Below are 17,934 nucleotides of genomic sequence, written 5' to 3'. Positions count from 1 at the left end.
CTCAACCTTCACTTGGGCTCTTGCGGAAGCGCGAAATCAGCGCGCTCCAGCGAGGATCTTTGGCCGGCGGTTGGCCTGTTGGAGACATGAATTCCTGCTGCAGGCCTCGGGCCAGTCCCGCGACGGCCTGCGAATAGGGGTCGTTGCGCGCGGTGCGCACCAGCATCTCGCCGCGGCTCGCGGCCGACAGCAACGGTGCGCTGCGCGCGGGAATCACGTGATGCAGCGGCAGCTCCAGGCGCTCGGCGATGTCCTTGGCGGTGAGGTCCACGTGGCTGTCGAACTTGTTCACCACCAGCGAGAGATGCGTCGTGTCGACCTCGCGCGTGCGCAGGTCTTTCAGCAGGTTGGCGGTGGACACGATCGCGCCGATGCTCTGGTCGCAGACCACCCAGGTGCGCTGCGCTTCGCGCACGGTCTGCGCCACGAAGTCGATGGTGGAGAAGCCGCCCAGATCGGCGATCTGGAAATCGAAGAAATCGGTCAGGCGCTTGATGAGCGCCACCGAATCGGCATGCGAGATCTCGCGCACCTGCGCCAGGCTCGCGGGCAGCGGCAGCACCGCGACGCCGCTGCTGTGATGCGCCAGCGCCGTGTGCAGCAGCGTCTGGTCGAGCCGGCGCAGGTTGCGCACGCCATCGACGAAGCTGAAGCCGCTTTGCGTATCGAGGTAAAGCAAGCCGTCGCGTGCCGGCAGGCCCAGGTCGAGCAGTGCCACGCCGTGGCGCGCGGCGCGGGCCGCGCCACGTGCAGCTTGTGCCTGTGCCTGCGCTTGCGCGAGCACGTCGTTCAGCGTCAGCGCGAGGCTGGTGGCCAGCGTGGTGACGCCCAGGCCCGCGCGTGCGCCGAGCAGGGCCAGCGTGCGCCCGCGCGTGCTCACCTGCTGGGAGCTGCGCCGCTCGATCAGTGTTCGCAGCGTGCTCACCGCATCCGCGGGGGCGGCCGACATGTCGACGAAATCGTCCACGCCCGCACGCAGCGCGGCGAGCATGGCAGCGGGCTCGGACGAGACGCCGGTGGCGAGCACCGGCAACGCGGGCCAGTCGCGCTTCAGGCGCTGATGCAGCGGGCCGGCGGCCTCGCTCTGGTCGAGCGAAAAATCGATGAACACCGCCACCGGACCGAGCAGCGCGATGCGCTCGTCGATCGACTTGGTGTCCGGGCCGAGCACCACCACCGAGCCCAGGCGCGAGAGCGCATCGGTGAGCCAGGTGATGTGGCTGCCGTTGCCCGATGCGAACAGGTAGGTTTCTGCGCCCACTTCAGGCATGTTGTCGCGTGGAGCGTTCATGGGGTTGCCTGGCGAGGATGGGGCTGTCGCTGTCAACGCGAGAAGCCCGGGACCGCTGTATCGATCGCGCCGCCGAGGAAATACGAGCGCCACACGGCACCGTCGCGCTGCTCGGCCGAGCCGGGCAGGTAGGGCGCCAGGTCGGTGCCGCGCGCGATGGGCTTCACGAGGTGCGGCGTGACCATGATCACGAGCTCCTTCTCGTTCATCTGGTACTTGTTCTGCTTGAAGAAGGACCCCAGGATCGGCAGGTCGCCCAGCAGCGGCACTTTGTCCGCATTGGACGTGGTGGTGCGGCTCACGAGGCCGCCGATGATGAAGCTCTCGCCATCGCCCAGCTCCACCGTGGTGTCCGCGCGCCGCGTGGAGATGGCCGGAACCGCCACGCCGTTGATGCTCAGCGAATTCGTGTAGTCCAGGTCGCTGGCTTCGGGCGCCACCTTGAGCACGATGCGTTCGTTCGACAGCACCGTGGGCGTCAGCGTAAGGCCGATGCCGAAGGGCTTGTATTCGATGCTGGTGGTGCCCAGGCCCTGCGGCACCGGCACCGGCAACTCGCCGCCCGACAGGAAGCTCGCGCTCTGGCCCGACATGGCCACCAGCGTGGGCTCGGCGAGCACGCGCGCCATGCCGTTGCCTTCGAGGAAGCCGACGTTCAGGCCGATGCCGGCCTTGCTGAAATTGAACAGGAGGCTGAAGGCCTGCGCCAGCGGATTGTTCTGCTCGGTGGCGATGCCGCCGTTGGACGCAAAGGTGGCCGATTGCAGCGACGAGGGCGTGAACACGCCGAAGCTGAAGCCGTTCGAGTTGGTGCGGGTGCTGAAGATGTTCAGGCCCGCCTGCTTGAGCACGCTGCGGTTGAACTCCACCACTTTCACCTCGACCTGCACGGTGTTGCTTCGCACGTTGACGACCGAGCGGTCGACCAGCTCGGCCTTGTCGGCGGTGCTGGCCAGCACGGTGTCGCGCGCCTGCTGGTGTGCGGGCATGCTGTCCATGGTGCCCGCGAGCGTGGACGACCGGCGGCGCACTTCGAGCGTGTAGGTGGTGGCGGCGCTGTTGCCCTTTTCCCAGACCATGAGCGTGGTGCGCCCTGCGGTCTTGCCGGTCACGATGAGCCGGGCGGCGGGCGAGTTGGGCGTCTTGCGCGTGATGGCGACGCCGGCGACGGCTTCATCGCCGATCGCCATGCGGTCGATGCCCTTGTCGATCAGCAGTTCCTGCTGCGTGCCGGCGCCCAGGGTGAGCGTGCGCGGTTGTTGCAGCTGCAGCGGTTGCATCGTTTGCAGCGGCTGTGGTTGCGTTTTCTGCGAGCGCCCCGCCTGCGCGTCGGCGGCGGTGGATGCCAGCGGCCAGACGGCTTGCGCCATCGCGCACAGGGCGATCAGGGACGGCCGCAGCAGCCGCGATGAAACTTCCCCGGGGCTGCGAGTGGCGCTGGTCGTCGGCTCGCTGGGCGTGTGGTGCATTTGTTTTTCCTGGATGACGGGTGTCGTGCTGCGCGATCGGCAATCAGTAGTTCACGGTTTCGCTTTTCTCGCCGCGAATGACCTCGACCTGCAGGCCTGTGCGGGCGGGGCCGGCGGCGCGCGGGGCGCCGCTGGCGACGCGCGCCTGCGCCGCTTGTGGCCGCAGGGCCGGGCCGTTGCCGCCGGTGACGAGATCGGCGGCGGTGAGGCCTGCCTGGGCGCGGTCCAGGCCTTCGAGCGGTGCGCGGCGCGGCTCGCCCGCCTTGGCCAGCACGGGCTGCAGGGCGGTCGGCAGGTCGGCGAAGAGCTTGGGGTCCGGCTCCGACAAGTCGGTCGGGTTGCGCAAGGCCAGCAGCAGCTTGCCGCTGGCGTCGCCGATGGTCAGGCGGTTCACTTCATCGACGGGCACGGCGAGCACCGCGGTGCGGGCCGGTTCGGCGCGCTGCGCCTGCTGCGCGCCGGACTTGTCGGCCGACTTGGACGGCAACCCGTCGACGGATGCGTTGCCGAATGCGAGCACCCGCTTGCGCGACAACAGCAGGCGCGCCTGGCTGCGGTCCACATCCTTGCCGTCGGACTTGAGCGTGATGAAGACGTCGACGAAATCGCCCGGCTGCAGCTTGTTGCCCACGCCCATGACCTCGTCGGCCTTCACCGCGACGGCGCGCTCGCCTTCGGCAATGCGCAGGGCGAGGCCCGAGACCAGCTGGTTTTCCATCACCGGCGTGCCTTCGGCGAGGTCCAGCACGGGGACGCGGCCGGCGGCGACGGTCAGGTCCTGGAACGCGCCAGCCGGATTGATCGTCAGGCGCTCCACGCGCAAGGCATCGGCGGGAATCGCCTGGCCCGCGGGCAGAGGCTTGGCGGCCACCACGACCGGGTAGACCTGCGCCTGCTGTGTCTTGGTGGAAGCGGTCGAGGGAGCGGTCGTCGCCGCGATCGGCGCGGGCGCCTGCCGGCTCAGCATCCAGGCATAGCCGCCCAGTGCGATGGCCAGGAGCACCAGGATGGCTGCGAGGATTTTGGTGAGATTGATCATGGGCGGCGGGCTGAGGAGTGAGAGCAAGCAATCATGGAAAGTGAGGAATGAATGGCCTGCGGTGACAGAGGCAGGAAGCTGCTAGCTCTGTCGCTCCCACGCCATCCATGCCGCCGCGGCCAGTGCGAGATAGGCCGCGTAAGGAACGAAGCGAGCCCGGCGCGGCGCGGCGCCGCCGTTGGCTGCGAAAGTCGGGCCCGCCAAGATCGAGATGAGCCACGGAGAAAAGGGCCAGCGTTGCAGGAGGTGCCACAACGCGCTGTGCGCGCCGGCCAGGAGGCTGGCGACGATCCAGATGGGGGCCATGGCGGTCAAGCCAAACCAGAGCCCGAGAGCACCTGCGAATTTCACGTCGCCTGCTCCCATGAGGCCGAAAGCATAAAAAAGCAGAAGAAGGCCGAAGCCGGCGCCCGCGCCGAGAAGTGCCGAAGTCCAATTGATTCCGAAAGGCTGCATCCCGAGGGCGAGTGCGGCAAGAGCCACAGCGGCTCCTGCAAGCACAAGCCAATTCGGGACGCGGCGTTGTCGGAAGTCATAGACGGTGACGAAAAGAAGCCAGAGCAGGCATCCCAATGCCACGGCTGTACTTAAGGAGCGACAGCAGGGAGTGCGGTGGTGATCCGTGTAAAAACTCCTTCGAGTCGGTCGCCAAGTCCAGGAAGCACAGTCACGATTGCAATTGAAATAAGCCCCGCAATAATTCCATATTCAATTGCGGTTGCGCCTTCTTCGTCGCGCAGAAAACGAGTAATAGAGCTGAGCATGATTTACCCCTTGAGGAGAGTTGAACAACGACTGACGATGTGGATGTTATACAGCGTAACTCCGTGTATCAACAAGACAAACCCGGGTGGGTGAGGTCCTTCGTGTGATATTGGAGAAGTACGTAGCAGGATGGCGGCCAGCCTCCTGCCACCCAGTCCAGAACGATCTTGGTCAGGTTAGTTAACAATCGAGAGACGTATTTTTCCCTCTGTAAACCGGCCCCGGCCTCCCATGAAGATGGGAGGGGGCGTTACGGTGTCGGGAACGCGCGGAAGGGGGGTGTTACGGGAACAAACGTGTTACGTGTTACGTAGCACGGGGTCCGGAAAGGCGAGTTGTAACACCCAAAATAGGCGCTGGGCATGCGCAAAAAATCACAGATTCGAGGGGTGCCCTCGTCACAGAGAGGGCCTGAACTCAGGTTCAGCCAAGGATTTCTTCGTGGAAGAGCTTCCACTCGGTACCCTGCCGCAGCCAGTACTGGCGCCGGGTGCGTCCGCTCTTCTCGCCTTCGAAGACCTCTCCGAAGGTGGCGACCATGGTGTCGTCGCCGTCGCGCCAGTGCAGGTACGACATGTCCTTGAACTGCACGCGTTTACCTTGTGCATATTCCACTTCGTCGTGGAGCACCGAAATACCTTCGGTCGATTTTTTGCTATTGCGCTGGAAATCGGGCAAATAGAATTTCTTCAATTGCGCTTCATTTCCGCTGGCTCTTGTATCTTTCCAGGCGGTAATTGCGCTGGTAAATGTCTGGGCTTCTTTTTCGGCCTGCGGGGGCGATATCCATTGCAGGCTGCGCGCGGTGACCACCGGCGTGGCGCCGATCTGCACCTTGCGCAGCAGCTGCTTCAGGTCGGGGTTGGCCATGACCACGCAGCCGTCGCTCGCCAGCGGCGCCCGCGCGAACTGCTGGGGCGGCGTGCCGTGCAGCCAGATGCCGCCGCCGGTCTTGCCGCGCCGCACGTCGTACGGGTTCGGGTAGTTGATGGGCAGGGCGCCCGCACCGTAGAAGTCCTTCAGCGACTTCGGATCGAGGCTGCTGGTGATGTAGTACACGCCCAGCGGCGTGCGGGCATCGCCCTCGGTGACCTTGTCGGTGCCCGACTTGCCCACCGAGATGTAGTAGTCGGCCACCAGCTTCAACCCCTTGTCGGAGTTCTCCAGCAGGTACAGCCGCGAGCGCGAGGCGTCCACCGCGATGGCGTAGCGGCTGCGCGTGGAGAGCGACAGGAACTGCGAGGGCACGGTGCCCGCGGGCGGGCGCTCGCGCAGAGCCTGCAGGCGGCGGCGCGATTCCTCGTGCAGCTCGGACATGGCCGGGTTGCCGCGCAGGCGCGCGATGCTGGCGTTGTCCGGAAGCGAATTGGTGGGCGGCACCTGTGCCGCGAGCAGGTCGCCGTAGACGAGCTGCGCGAGCTGGAAGTTCGGATAGTCCCGCACCAGGTCGCGCGCCTTGGCCAGCGCGGGGCGGGCCTGGCCGCGGCCGAACATCTCGTAGACCGAAATCAGCCGGGCTTCGGCGCTGCCGGCTTCCTGGATGGAGGCGGCGGGCGCGGACCTGCGGCTGGGTTTGGCGGCGGTTGCGGCGGAAGCGGTCCGCGTCTCCGCCAGCGATGCCTTCTTGCCCTTGGCCTGTACCGACTTACTGGCCCTGGCTTCCTTGGCGGAAGACCGGCTGCCCGCCGCATGCGCAGCGCGGCGATTGCCGGCGGCCTTGTCGGCACTCTTGCCGGCCTTGACGCTGCTGCTGGTCTTTGCGCTGCCCGGCTTGTTCGATGCGAAGGCGGCGCCGGGCGCCGCCAGCATCAGCGCCGACGCGGTCATCAGCACTGCCAGCAGGTTCCCGCGGCGCGGGAACGGAGGATTCTGAAGCCGGCCGCGCCGGACGATGTCTGTCACTAGCCGCCGACGCTTTCCTTGCGAATGTGCCATTGGTTGCCCGAGCGCTGCAGGTCCAGCGTCTTGCGGCTCGAAATGTTGAGGCTGTCCGCGCGATAGATCTGGCGGAACTTAGCCGTGGCGTTCTGGCCGTCGACCTTGATCACGAGGTTCTCGATGTTCACGCTGATGCTGGACTTGCCCACGATGCGCGCGCGCCGGTCTTCTTCCCAGGCCTTGCGGCTCTGGCCGCCGCCGGGGGTGAAGTCGGGGCCGTAGGCGGCCAGGTAGCGGTCCATGTCCTGGCCGGCCCAGGCCGAGGCCCAGCCGCGGACGGCGGTTTCGATCTCGGCGGTGGCGGCCGGTGCGGCGGCAGGGGCCGGAGCCGGTGTGGCTTCGGGCGCCTTGGCCGGTGCGGCGACAGGTGCGGGCGCGGCGGCCACCTTGGCGGCCGGTGCGGGCGCGGGCGCGGGCGTCGGCGCAGGTGCTGGCGGTGCCTTGGCCGCGGGTGCGGGACGCTCCGGCGCGGCCGCGGCGACCAGCACCGTGGGCTTGGCGCCCGGCGGCGTCGGCGTGAAGAGCGTGCGGATCACGGCCAGCTTGGGCTGCACAGCGGTGTTGTTCTGGTCCAGTTGCAGCGCCTTGCTGTAGGCCTGGCTCGCGAGCCGGGCGTACACGTCGCCGAGGTTTTCCTGGGCGGTGGCGTAGCTCGGGTTGGTGCGAATGGCGCTTTCCAGCGCGCCGCGGGCCTTGTCGAACTGGTTCTGGCTCGCGTAGATCACCGCCAGGTTGTTGTACGGCTCGGGCAGTTCGGGCGCGTCCAGCGTGAGCTGGGTGAAGGCGGCGATCGCCTCGGCGCGCTTGCCGGTGTCCAGCTGGATCACGCCCTTCAGGAAGCGCATCTGCGGATCGCGCGGCTTGTCCTTCAGGAATGCATCGGCCTTCGTCATCGCCTCGTCGAGCTTGCCGGCCTGCATGAGGCGGTCGACGTCCTCATGCTCGACCGCGGCCAGTGCCGGGAGCGCCACGCCGCAGGCGGCGACGGCCAGCAGCAGTGCGCGCACGGTGGGAGAAAAAGGAAAGCGGGCGCGAGGCCGGGGGCTCTTGGGCATTGCGGACAAGACCTCGTAGGGGGTGGATAACGCAGCGGGTTGGCGGCAAGGATTGTAAGTGGGCCAGTTAACCTTCAGACACAGGGATGACGGTCTTTCGTCTTGCCCGCAACGGCCCGGCCCCGGGCTTTCCCCCATGGGGTGCCGGGCGCCCCGCTGCCGGACGCAAAAAGCAGGCCCGCGCAGTACAGTGCCGCCGTGGACCGCCTCCAAAGCATTGAAACCTTCGTTCGCGTCGCGCAGACCCAGAGCTTCGCGGAGGCCGCGCGCCAGCTGCGGGTGGCCAATTCGGTGGTCACCACGCGCGTGAAGCAGCTGGAGGAGTTCCTCGGCGCGCCGCTGTTCCACCGCAGCACGCGGGTGGTCCGGCTCAGCGACATGGGCCAGGCATTCCTGCGCGACTGCACCGAGCTGGTCGGCCGCGCCAACGACATCGTCGACCAGATGCGCGACGCGCGCGGTACACCGTCGGGCACGCTGCGCGTCCATGCGCTGACCGGCATGGTGCTCGGCCGCTTCGCATCGCTGCTGCACGAGTTCCACACCACCTACCCCGACATCCACCTGGAGCTGATCGTGAGCGATGCGGTGGTCGATCCGGTCAAGGCCGGCGTCGATTGCGCGTTGCAGATCTTTCCGGCCGCCTCGCAGGAGCTGGTGTCGCGGCCGCTCTTCCCGGTGCGGCGGCTGCTCTGCGCCACGCCCGCGTACCTCGAGGCGCACGGCACGCCGGCCACGCCGCGCGAGCTGCACCGACACAAGCTGGGCCTCTATTCGGGCTACCCCACGCGCGACCGCTGGACCTTTCACCACAAGGGCGAGCAGACCACCATCTACCTGGCCGCGGCGCTGCTCACGAATAGCGTGCACCTGCTGCGCGAGTACGCGCTGGAGCACGCGGGCATCGTGTGCCTGCCGACGCTGGTGGCGGGCGATGCCATTGCGAGCGGCGAGCTGCGCGTGGTGCTGGCGGAGCACCAGCTCTCGTCGTTCTCGCTGAGCGCGGTGTATGCGGGCACCTCGCGCAATGCGCTCAAGCTGCGCCTCTTCATCGAGCACATCGCCACGCGTTTCACGCGCGTGCCGCCCTGGGACGCGACGCTGATCGAGCGCGGAATGATCCCGGCGGAGCTCATCGAATTCAGCCGATCCAGCGGTTAGGGACGGAATAGCGTTGCCGGGTAAACCCGGCCGATTGTTCGGAGACTCCGAATAATCCTCTTCCAAACTGGTCCCTACCGGCGGGACGGCATGACTCCTAGAGTTCGCTCATTCAAGGAGACAAGCCATGACAGCCCCCGCTTCCACCGCCTACCAGACACGCTTCGGCTCGCTCAAGCATTTCGAGAAGGGCCACGTCGAGCCGATCGACGACGACGTGCGCCACTACGCGTTCTCCAACTGCTTCGAGATCGCCAGCATCAGCCGGCCCTACGAGAAGGTCGTCTTCGGCCAGAACCAGATCTACGTGCTCGAGACGCTGCGCGCCGAAGGCACCTCGCCCTGGTTCACCTGCGCGCACGACGAGTTCGCGCTGGTGATGGACGGCGAGGTCGAAGTGCACCTCGTGCAGCTCGATGCGAGCCAGGCCGTCGCCGACAAGGAGAAGAACGGCGCCGTGCTTGTGAAGGGCGAACCGCAGGGCAAGAAGATGGGCTGGATGAAGCTCTCGCGCGGCCACCAGGGCCTCTTGCCGAAGAACACCGCCTACCAGTTCCGAACCGCCGGCGAGCCGGGCGTGATCGTCCTGCAAAGCTGCAAGGGCGATCTCTCGGTAGAGAAGTGGGCCGACATCTGCCAATCGCATTGAACGCAGCACGCACCCAGGAGCCACACACCATGAACGCCCCCGCAGAACTCGCCCGCGTGATCGCATCGCAGCCCGACGCCACGCTCGGCTACAAGGACTTTTCGCTCGGCAGCTTCCGCTTTCGCCGCGACGAATATTTCGTGCACATCGGCTGGAAGACCCGCGACGGCCGCCCCATGAGCCACACGCTGGACGCCGGCAACTACCTGCGCGCACTGATGCGCGACGTGGCCTGGGGCTTCTTCTACGGCTGGGTGAATTTCGACGACGTGTTCGGCACCGTCAACCACTACGACTCGGTCGACCTGTACGCCGGCAGCTTCAACGGCACGATGAAGGACGCGGGCATCGACCTGCTGGAGAACTTTCCGACCGCGCAGATCCGCGCCACCTTCGAAGCGATGCTGGACGACTGGACCAACGAGGCGTTCGATCCCTTCAGCGCGCCGCAGGAAACCGGCTCGCCCTATGGCCGCAAGAGCGGCAACAACACCGCCAAGATCACGAGGGCGCGCGAGCTCGCCAAGCGCTGCGTGGGCCTGAAGGGCGACCTCGATCTGCGCAGCGATGCGCGCGGCGCGCCCATCAACCGCGCCTTCGCCGACGTGCCGCAGGGCGAGCCCGCGCTGCACCCCGAGCCCGGCTTCGAGAACGAGGTGCACGCCTTCAACCTCTTCGGCTTCCTGAGCCGTTCGCAGGTCACCTGGAACCCGAGCTTCACCTCGGTGGTCAAGCACAGCTACATGTGCCCGACGACCGAGGAGCACATCCTGCCGATCATCCACGGCAACGACCGCGTCGAGTGGTTCTTCCAGATGACCGACGAGATCCATTGGGACTGCGGCGACAAGAACACCGGCAAGCCCATGGCCCGCGTGATCATGAAGGCCGGCGACATGGCCGCGATGCCCGCGTATTGCCGCCACCAGGGCTTCAGCCCCAAGCGTTCGATGCTGCTCGTGTGGGAGAACGGCTCGCCCAGCCTCGTGTACGAGATCCAGAAGGGCGAGAGCCCGGAGATTCCGGTCCAGTTCTGACCGGCTCCTTTCTTCCTGCCGAACGCCCCCCATCCAACTCTCCCCGCGCGGGGAGGGAGAGGAAACTCATGCCTGCTTCGTCCATCCGTCACCAGCTCTTCATCGACGGCCGCTTCGTCGACGCCGAATCCGGCGAGACCCTCGCCACGCTCAACCCGCACGACAACACGCCCATCGCGGATGTCGCGCTCGCGGGCAAGGCCGACGTCGACAAGGCCGTCGCCGCGGCAAAGCGCGCGTTCCCCAAATGGAGCCGCATGGCCGCCGCCGACCGCGGCCGCATCCTGCTGAAACTCGCGGACCTCATCGAGGCCAACGGCGAAGAGCTCGCGCGCCTCGAATCGCTCGACACGGGCCACCCGATCCGCGATTCGCGGCGCCTCGATGTGCCGCGCACCGCCGCGTGCTTTCGCTACTTCGGTGGCATGGCCGACAAGTTCCAGGGCGAGACCATTCCGGTCGAAGAGGGCTTTCTCAACTACACGCTGCGCGAGCCCGTGGGCATCGTCGGCCAGGTGGTGCCGTGGAACTTTCCGCTGATGTTCACCAGCTGGAAGATGGCGCCCGCGCTCGCGGCCGGCAACTGCATCGTGATGAAGCCGGCCGAGATCACGCCGCTCTCGTCGCTGCGCATCGCCGAGCTGATGGCCGAGGCGGGCCTGCCGCCCGGCGTGGTCAACATGCTGCCGGGCCTGGGCAGCGTCGCGGGCCAGTACATCGCCGAGCACCCGGAAATCGCCAAGATCGCCTTCACCGGCAGCACCGCGACGGGCCGGCGCATCGTGCAGGCGAGCGCGGGCAACCTGAAGAAGGTGCAGCTCGAGCTCGGCGGCAAGGGCCCCAACATCGTGTTCGAAGACGCGAACCTGCAGGCCGCCGTCAACGGCAGCGCGTGGGCCATCTTCCACAACCAGGGGCAGGCCTGCATCGCGGGCTCGCGGCTCATGCTGCACGAGAAGATCGCCGATGCGTTCCTCGAGCAATTCATTCCGCTCGCGAAATCCATCCGCCTCGGCAACCCGCTCGACGACAACACAGAGATGGGCCCACTCACCAGCGCGCAGCACCGCGAGCGCGTGTTGAGCTACGTCGAGGTCGCGCAAGGCGAGGGCGGCGAACTGCTCGCGGGCGGCAAGTCGCCCGGCGGCGATCTTGCCAAGGGCTGCTACGTCGAGCCCACCGTGATGCGCGCGAAGTCGTACAAGGACCGCGTCGCGCAGGAAGAAGTCTTCGGCCCCTTCGTCACCGTGCTCACTTTCAAGAACGACGAAGAGGCGATGCAGATCGCCAACGGCACCGACTACGGCCTGGGCAGCGGCCTGTGGACAAACAACCTGCAGCGCGCCCACAAGGTCGCGCGCGACCTGCACGCCGGCATGGTCTGGATCAACAGCTACAAGCGCGTGAACCCCGGCTCGCCCTTCGGCGGCGTCGGCCAGAGCGGCTACGGCCGCGAGATGGGGTTCGATGCGATGCGCGAATACACACAAGTGAAAAGCGTGTGGGTGAACGTCGACGCGCAGATACCGCCGCACTTCGCGCGCTGACTCCCTGGCCCCCGCGGCAAACGACATACATACAAGAGACGGAGACAACCATGACATTCAATCGCAGGCAATTCACGCAGGCCACCGCCGCGCTCGTGGCCTCGGGCGCGGCACCTTTGGTGTTCGCGGCCGACACGCTCAAGATCGGCTACGTCTCGCCGCAGACCGGCCCGCTCGCGCCCTTCGGCGAGGCCGACAAATGGGTCATCGAGCAGATGAAGACCGCGTTCAAGGACGGCATCAGCGTCGGCGGAAAAAAGTACGCGGTGCAGATCGTGCTGAAGGACAGCCAGTCCAACCCCAACCGCGCGGGCGAGGTGGCCAACGACCTGATCCTGAAAGACAAGGTCGCGCTCGTGCTCACGGCCGGCACGCCCGAAACCGCCAACCCGGTGAGCGATGCGTGCGAGCTCAACGAGGTGCCCTGCATCTCCAGCGTGGTGCCGTGGCAGCCGTGGTTCTTCGGGCGCAAGGGCGATCCGGCCAAGGGCTTCAACTGGACGTACCACGTGTTCTGGGGGCTCGAAGACGTCATTGCCAACTACACCAACGGCTGGAAGACGCTTGCCACCAACAAGAAGGTCGGCGGCCTGTTCCCGAACGATGGCGACGGCAATGCGTGGGGCGACAAGGAGCTGGGCTTTCCCAAGCCGCTCGCGCAGATGGGCTTCGCGCTCACCGACCCGGGCCGCTTCCAGAACGGCACGCAGGACTTCAGCGCGCAGATCGCCGCGTTCAAGAAAGAGGGCGTGGAGATCGTGACGGGCGTGGTGATTCCGCCCGATGCCAAGACCTTCCTCACGCAGGCGCGGCAGCAGGGCTTCAAGCCGAAGGTCATCACGCTCGGCAAGGCACTGCTGTTCCCCGGCGCGATCGAGGCGCTCGGCGACCTGGGCGACGGCCTCTCGACCGAGGTGTGGTGGAGCCCGTCGCATCCGTTCACCTCGAGCCTCACGAAGCAGAGCGCGAAGGCCTTGGCCGAAGCTTATGAAGCCGGCGCGAAGAAGCAGTGGACGCAGCCCATCGGCTTCGCGCATGCGCTGTTCGAAGTTGCGGCCAATGCGCTGTCGCGCGCGAAGTCGCTCAAGGCGGGCGACGTGCGCGATGCCGTCGCATCGACCTCGATCGATTCGGTCGTCGGCCCGGTGAAGTGGGGCGGGCAGGGCCCGTTCAAGAATGTCAGCAAGACGCCGCTCGTGCTCGGCCAGTGGGGCAAGGGCAAGAAGTACAAGGTCGAGCTCACCATCGTGAACAACGAGGCGGCCAAGGGCATTCCGACCGGCGGCACGCTGCGGCTGCTCTGACATGGCCCTCTTGGCACTGCATGCCGTGAGCAAGGCCTATGGCGCGCTCAAGGTCACCGACGACATCTCGCTCGCGGTGACCGAGGGCGAGACGCTGGGCATCCTCGGGCCGAACGGCGCGGGCAAGACCACGCTGTTCAATTTGATCTCGGGCGACGTGCGCGTCGATGCGGGGCGCGTGGAATACGCGGGCCGCGACGTGACGCGGCTCAAGCCCCACCAGCGCTGCCACGCGGGCATCGGGCGCAGCTACCAGGTGCCGCAGCCGTTCGGGAACATGAGCGTGTTCGAGAACCTCGTGACGGCGGCGTGCTTCGGCGGGCAGCAGACCGAGCGCGAGGCGTGGCGCACCGCGCATGAAGTGTTGGAGCAGACCGGCCTGCTGGCGCATGCGAACAAGCCCGCGGGCGGCCTCACGCTGCTGGACCGCAAGCGCCTCGAACTCGCGCGCGCTTTGGCGACGAAGCCGCAACTGCTGCTGCTCGACGAGATCGCGGGCGGGCTCACCGAGCCCGAGGCCGCGGTGCTGGTCGATGAACTCAAGCGCATCAAGGCGCGCGGCGTGACGATGATCTGGATCGAGCACGTGGTACATGCGCTCTTGTCGCTCGCGGACCGGCTGTTCGTCATCAACTTCGGGCAGAAGCTGGCCGAGGGCGAGCCGCGCGCGGTGATGAACGATCCGGAAGTGCGGCGGGTGTACATGGGGATGGAAGCATGAGCGCGCCACTGCTCACGACGCATGGCCTCAAGGCCTTCTACGGCGACGCGCAAGCGCTCTTCGGCATCGACTTCGCGCTCGCCGCCGGCGAACTCGTCGCCATCATCGGCGCCAATGGCGCGGGCAAATCGACGTTCCTCAAGAGCCTCACCGGCCTCGTGCGCGCGCCCCGCGAAGCGATCCATTTCAAAGGCGAGCCCATCGGCGGATTGCCGCCCGGCGAGATCGTCCGCCGCGGCCTCGCGATGGTCCCCGAGGGTCGCCGCCTCTTCCCCAGCCTGAGCGTCGAAGAGAACCTGCTCATGGGCGCCACCGCCAACCGCAAGGGTCCGTGGAACCTTCAGCGCCTCTACGCCCTGTTCCCCATCCTCGCCGAGAAGCGCCACCACCCCGGCACCTCGCTCTCGGGCGGCCAGCAGCAGATGGTCGCGCTCGGGCGCGCGCTCATGAGCAACCCCGAAGTGCTGCTGTGCGACGAGCTCTCGCTGGGCCTCGCGCCCATCGTCATCCGCGAGATCTACGCGGCCATGCCGACCATCACGGGCGAGGGCATGACGGTGGTCATCGTCGAGCAGGACGTGACGATGGCGCGCCAGGTGTCCCAGCGCATCTACTGCTTCCAGGAGGGCCGCGTGTCGCTCGAAGGCAGGTCCGCCGACCTCACGCGCGAGCAGATCTCGCAGGCCTATTTCGGCATGGAGGCGGCCCATGCTTGAAACCCTCGTGCAAGGCGTGTTGCTCGGCGGCCTCTACACATTGTTCGCGCTCGGCCAGTCGCTGATGTTCGGCGTCATGCGGCTCACCAACACGGCGCAGGGCGACTTCATCATCCTGGGCGCGTTCGCTGTGATCGCGGGCGTTTCATTGACAGGCGATGCGGTGCCCTGGCTCGTCGCGCTCGCGGTGCTGCCCATCGCCTTCGCATTCGGCTATGCGCTGCAGCGCTACGTGCTCAACGGCACGCTGGGCAAAGACCCGCTGCCTTCGCTGGTCGTCACCTTCGGCCTGTCGATCGTCATCCAGAACCTGTTGCTCGAACTGTTCTCGGCCGACCCGCGCGCCATCGAGACGAACGGGCTCAACACGCAGGGCGTGGCGCTCGGCGATTCGCTCTCGCTGGGCGTGCTGCCGCTGATCGTGCTGGCCATCGCGGTCGTCGCGACCGGCGCGCTGCAATGGCTCTTCGCGCGCACGGCGCTCGGCCGGTCGTTTCGCGCCGTGTCCGACGACCGCGAGATCGCCGAGCTCATGGGGCTCGATGCGAAGAAGGTCTACGCCTTCGCGACCGCCATCGCCTTCGTGCTGATCGCCGTCGCGGGCGCGCTGCAGGGCATGCGCACGACCGTGTCGCCCTCGGACGGCCCGCTGCTGCTGCTCTTCGCCTTCGAGGCCGTGATCATCGGCGGCATGGGCTCGTTCTGGGGCACGCTCGCGGGCGCGATGATCCTCGGCATCACGCAGCAGATCGGCTTCAGGCTCGATCCGGGCTGGGGCATCTGGTTCGGGCACATCGTGTTCCTGGTCGTGCTGGTGCTGCGGCCGCAAGGCCTTTTTCCAAAGACACGTGGATGACCACCATGCCCCCACCCCTCATCGACGTCGAGCGCGCCACCGCCGCGAGCCGCGCCGCGCTCATCGCCGGCATCGCGCTCGTGCTCATCGCCGCGAGCCTGCCGTTCTGGGGCGAGTCGAGCTGGATGCGCGAGTTCGTCGAGATCGCCTGCTACTTCATCTTCGCGATGATGTGGAACCTGCTCGCGGGCTACGGCGGCATGGTGAGCATCGGGCAGCAGGCCTTCTTCGGCTTCGGCGGCTACGTGATGCTGATGCTGGGCAACTTCGCGGGCGTCAATCCGTTCGTCGCGATCCCGTTGGGCGCGCTGGCCGCGGGGCTCATCGCGGTGCCGGTGTCGTTCGTCGCGTTCCGCCTGTCGGGCGGGTACTTCGCGATCGGCACCTGGGTCATCGCCGAAGTGTTCCGCCTGAGCTTCGCCAATGTGTCGGTGGTGGGCGGCGGCTCGGGCACCACGCTCACCGCGCTGCGCGGCATCGAGAAGGCCACGCGCGAGCGCACCACCTACTGGATGGCGCTGGCCTGCGTGGTCGCGGCCATCGCGCTCGTGTACCTGTTCCTGCGCAGCAAGCGCGGGCTCGCGCTGCTGGCCATTCGCGACAACGAAGTGGCGGCCGAGTCGCAGGGCATTCCGGTCGCACGCATGAAGCTCGCGGTGTACGTGGTCGCGGCCTTCGGTGCGGGGCTCGCAGGGGCGCTCTATTTCGTGGGCAACCTGCGCATCAGCCCCGATGCGGCCTTCAGCGTCAACTGGACGGCCTTCGCCATCTTCATGGTGGTCATCGGCGGCATCGGGCGCATCGAGGGGCCGCTGGTGGGCGCGCTCATCTTCTGGGCGCTCAACAAGTTCCTGAGCGACTACGGCACGTGGTACCTGCTGGGCCTCGGGCTCCTGGCGATCGTCGTCACGCTGTTCTTCAAGCAGGGCCTCTGGGGCTACGCGCAGCAGCGCTGGGGCTGGTCGCTTTTTCCGACGCAGCGCCGGCTGCTCGGTGTGCCGGCGAGGAAATGAAAGGGCTGTCGCATCGATGCGAAAAGCCCCGGCGCGAACCTCCTTCTGACTTGCGCGGTGCAGCATGATCCGGTAACGTTATGAAACAAAGTGGTGACAATTCATCGCTTCTTTTCATCGCTCTGGAGTCTCCCCTTGAAGATCACCAAACGCCGCTTGCTGGAAGGCGGTGCTGCAGCCATTGCCACGTCGTTGTTCACGCCCGGTGCGTGGTCCCAGCCCAAGCCCGCTGCAGAAGCCGCCTGGCCCACCAAGCCCGTGCGCATCCTCGTGGGCTTTCCCGCCGGCGCATCGCCCGACCTCGCGGCCCGCGCCATCGCCGAGCCGCTTTCCAAGATCCTGCGCCAGCCAGTCACGGTCGAGAACAAGCCCGGCGCGAGCGGCAACCTCGTGGCCGACCAGGTGGCCAAGGCGACCGACGACCACACCATCGGCGCGCTGATCAACGGCAACCTCACCATCGCCAAGCTGCTCAACCCCGCGATCCCGTTCGACCCCGAGAAAGACTTCGCGCCCGTCGGCATGGTCGGCACCGCGCCGCTGGTGCTCGCGGTCTCGGGCAACGCGACCGGCAAGACGCCGGCCGACCTGCTGCTGTGGGCGCGCAACCTGGGTACCGGCGGCAAGTACGGCACGCCGGGCGTGGGCACGGTGGGGCACCTGGGCATGGAGCTCCTCAAGAGCCGCGCCGCCATCACCGCGCAGCACAAGCCCTACACCGGCAACCCGCAAGTGATTGCGGGCCTGCTCGCCGGCGAGATCCAGCTGGCGCTGCTGCCGCCGGGCCTGGCGCTGCCGCACCTGAAGTCCGGCAAGCTCAAGGCCATCGGCGTGACATCCCCCGAGCGCAGCCCGCTCGCGGGCGAGCTGCCCACCATCCGCGATGCCGACGTGCGCGGCGCCGACCTGGAGATCTGGACCGCGCTGGCCGCACCCGCGGGCATGAACAAGAACGCCGTCGCCAAGCTCAGCGCGGCGCTGGCCGAAGTGACCAGCCTGCCCGACGTGGCGCAGGCGCTTTTGAAGACCGGCTGGCAGGCGCAGCCCGGCACGCCCGAGGCGCTGGCCCGCCGCATGCGCGCGGACACGGCGCGCCTGGGCGGCGTGATCATCATGAAGGGCATCCACTCGGAAGCTTGACTCGCCCCCAGGCTGCGCGGCACTTCGTGTCCGCTTCGCCTACCCCCTACCGGGGGCACACCGCAGGCCCGGCGAAGCCGGTTCCTCGGTGTTGACTCGCCCCCAGGCTGCGCGGCACTTCGTGTCCGCTTCGCCTACCCCTGCCGGGCGCACACCGCAGGCCCGGCGAAGCCGGCTCCTCGGTGTTGACTCGCCCCCAGGCTGCGCGGCACTTCGTGTCCGCTTCGCCTACC

17 protein-coding genes are annotated in these 17,934 nt (G+C 67.2%); 10 read left to right on the top strand and 7 right to left on the bottom strand.

Features of this window, described 5'->3' with window-relative positions; all coding sequences use genetic code 11:
- Nucleotide 1: 1 nt before the first annotated feature.
- From JC881_RS14935 to JC881_RS14905, 7 genes are all read right to left on the bottom strand, one after another.
- The gene (locus JC881_RS14935; RefSeq protein ID WP_198786498.1) at nucleotides 2–1,291 is read right to left on the bottom strand and encodes an AAA family ATPase; all 1,290 of its coding nucleotides are present in this window, start codon (nucleotides 1,289–1,291) and stop codon (nucleotides 2–4) included.
- 32 nt (nucleotides 1,292–1,323) lie between these two features.
- Nucleotides 1,324–2,760, bottom strand: a complete 1,437-nt coding sequence (locus JC881_RS14930) for a type II and III secretion system protein family protein (protein WP_198786497.1) — start codon at nucleotides 2,758–2,760, stop codon at nucleotides 1,324–1,326.
- Nucleotides 2,761–2,803: 43 nt separating this feature from the next.
- On the bottom strand, nucleotides 2,804–3,799 hold the full coding sequence (gene cpaB / locus JC881_RS14925; protein WP_198786496.1) for a Flp pilus assembly protein CpaB: 996 nt from the start codon (nucleotides 3,797–3,799) through the stop codon (nucleotides 2,804–2,806).
- 81 nt (nucleotides 3,800–3,880) lie between these two features.
- On the bottom strand, nucleotides 3,881–4,378 hold the full coding sequence (locus JC881_RS14920; RefSeq protein WP_198786495.1) for an A24 family peptidase: 498 nt from the start codon (nucleotides 4,376–4,378) through the stop codon (nucleotides 3,881–3,883).
- 8 nt (nucleotides 4,379–4,386) lie between these two features.
- Entirely contained in the window at nucleotides 4,387–4,563 is a 177-nt protein-coding gene (locus tag JC881_RS14915; RefSeq protein ID WP_198786494.1) for a Flp family type IVb pilin, read from the bottom strand.
- Between the two features lie 424 nt (nucleotides 4,564–4,987).
- Entirely contained in the window at nucleotides 4,988–6,499 is a 1,512-nt protein-coding gene (locus JC881_RS14910) for a L,D-transpeptidase family protein (RefSeq protein ID WP_198786493.1), read from the bottom strand.
- Nucleotides 6,466–7,557 (bottom strand): nuclear transport factor 2 family protein, encoded by a 1,092-nt coding sequence (locus JC881_RS14905; protein WP_198786492.1) that lies wholly within the window; start codon nucleotides 7,555–7,557, stop codon nucleotides 6,466–6,468. The genes JC881_RS14910 and JC881_RS14905 overlap by 34 nt, the downstream gene beginning before the upstream one ends.
- A gap of 198 nt (nucleotides 7,558–7,755) precedes the next feature.
- Here JC881_RS14905 and JC881_RS14900 point away from each other — a divergent pair, with 198 nt between their 5' ends.
- From JC881_RS14900 to JC881_RS14855, 10 genes are all read left to right on the top strand, one after another.
- The gene (locus JC881_RS14900) at nucleotides 7,756–8,718 is read left to right on the top strand and encodes a LysR family transcriptional regulator (protein ID WP_198786491.1); all 963 of its coding nucleotides are present in this window, start codon (nucleotides 7,756–7,758) and stop codon (nucleotides 8,716–8,718) included.
- Nucleotides 8,719–8,845: 127 nt separating this feature from the next.
- Entirely contained in the window at nucleotides 8,846–9,367 is a 522-nt protein-coding gene (locus JC881_RS14895) for a hydroxyquinol 1,2-dioxygenase (RefSeq protein WP_198786490.1), read from the top strand.
- 29 nt (nucleotides 9,368–9,396) lie between these two features.
- The gene (locus tag JC881_RS14890; RefSeq protein WP_198786489.1) at nucleotides 9,397–10,404 is read left to right on the top strand and encodes a hydroxyquinol 1,2-dioxygenase; all 1,008 of its coding nucleotides are present in this window, start codon (nucleotides 9,397–9,399) and stop codon (nucleotides 10,402–10,404) included.
- 83 nt (nucleotides 10,405–10,487) lie between these two features.
- A complete protein-coding gene (locus tag JC881_RS14885) occupies nucleotides 10,488–11,951 on the top strand; it encodes an aldehyde dehydrogenase family protein (protein ID WP_198786689.1) in 1,464 nt (487 codons plus the stop codon).
- Between the two features lie 50 nt (nucleotides 11,952–12,001).
- Nucleotides 12,002–13,255, top strand: coding sequence for an ABC transporter substrate-binding protein (locus JC881_RS14880; RefSeq protein WP_198786488.1), 1,254 nt, complete (start codon nucleotides 12,002–12,004; stop codon nucleotides 13,253–13,255).
- A gap of 1 nt (nucleotide 13,256) precedes the next feature.
- On the top strand, nucleotides 13,257–13,976 hold the full coding sequence (locus JC881_RS14875; RefSeq protein ID WP_198786487.1) for an ABC transporter ATP-binding protein: 720 nt from the start codon (nucleotides 13,257–13,259) through the stop codon (nucleotides 13,974–13,976).
- Entirely contained in the window at nucleotides 13,973–14,692 is a 720-nt protein-coding gene (locus tag JC881_RS14870; RefSeq protein WP_198786486.1) for an ABC transporter ATP-binding protein, read from the top strand. Before JC881_RS14875 ends, JC881_RS14870 begins: the two co-directional genes overlap by 4 nt.
- Nucleotides 14,685–15,548: a branched-chain amino acid ABC transporter permease gene (locus JC881_RS14865; RefSeq protein WP_198786485.1), complete on the top strand. Its 864-nt coding sequence runs from the start codon at nucleotides 14,685–14,687 to the stop codon at nucleotides 15,546–15,548. The genes JC881_RS14870 and JC881_RS14865 overlap by 8 nt, the downstream gene beginning before the upstream one ends.
- Before the next feature lie 5 nt (nucleotides 15,549–15,553).
- A complete protein-coding gene (locus tag JC881_RS14860) occupies nucleotides 15,554–16,561 on the top strand; it encodes a branched-chain amino acid ABC transporter permease (protein ID WP_233101805.1) in 1,008 nt (335 codons plus the stop codon).
- A gap of 135 nt (nucleotides 16,562–16,696) precedes the next feature.
- Nucleotides 16,697–17,701: a Bug family tripartite tricarboxylate transporter substrate binding protein gene (locus JC881_RS14855; protein ID WP_198786483.1), complete on the top strand. Its 1,005-nt coding sequence runs from the start codon at nucleotides 16,697–16,699 to the stop codon at nucleotides 17,699–17,701.
- Nucleotides 17,702–17,934: the final 233 nt, after the last annotated feature.

The organism is Variovorax sp. IB41 (assembly GCF_016405905.1).
GTDB lineage: Bacteria > Pseudomonadota > Gammaproteobacteria > Burkholderiales > Burkholderiaceae_C > Variovorax.
This window is presented reverse-complemented; position numbering and strand designations above follow the sequence as displayed.